The following is a 580-nucleotide window of genomic DNA, read 5'->3' on the forward strand; positions in this document are numbered from 1 at the left end:
GAAGCATTCACCTTGGACTTCATCGCCCTCCACCCGGCGATGAGCCCTTCCTGGGCCGCGTCCTCATGGAGGTAGGGGCGCGACATGGTTTCGTTGCGTGCGACCGCAGTGGAGTAGGCCGCGAGGTCGTGGAGGTTCACTACTTGAGACTCTCTGCGTGGTGGTTGGCGGCGATGATGGCTTGACGCCAGAAGGCTGTTCCCTTGGCCCAGCCGCACGGACAGGAGGCGAGCCAGCGGAACAGTGAGCTCCTGGTCAGTGCTCGCACCTCTGGCCGGTGGTGTGCGCGGTGGATGCAGGTGGTCATTACTCCACCTTGAATCCCAGTGCGTCATACGCTTCGTCAAACACCTCGGGGTGAGTGGCGAGGATGTAAGTCAGCGCGCCGGCACGCTCCCAGCGCGAGAGGCCGAGCAGGCGCTTTAGGCGCACGTCCGGCAGGCTCTTGTGCGGCTCTGCCGTGGGTTGCTCTGACTTGTCGCGGTCGGCATGTGGGGTCATGAGTAGTCACCCCTTCCGCGGCGCATGGCCCGCTCATAGAGCTCAGGGTCATACCCGCACAGCCATGCAAGGGCATAGC

1 protein-coding gene is annotated in these 580 nt (G+C 64.0%); it reads right to left on the reverse strand.

The features are described 5' to 3' along the window. Window positions 1–306: 306 nt before the first annotated feature. Window positions 307–501, reverse strand: coding sequence for a hypothetical protein (locus UB48_RS26905; RefSeq protein WP_045189800.1), 195 nt, complete (start codon window positions 499–501; stop codon window positions 307–309). Window positions 502–580 lie beyond the last annotated feature (79 nt).

It is taken from the genome of Pseudomonas sp. 2(2015), assembly GCF_000955865.1.
Classification (GTDB): domain Bacteria; phylum Pseudomonadota; class Gammaproteobacteria; order Pseudomonadales; family Pseudomonadaceae; genus Aquipseudomonas.

What these genes read in the sequence shown, in the direction of transcription:
- UB48_RS26905 (WP_045189800.1), bottom strand. Translation starts at nt 501, where the DNA reads ATGACCCCACATGCCGACCGCGACAAGTCAGAGCAACCCACGGCAGAG.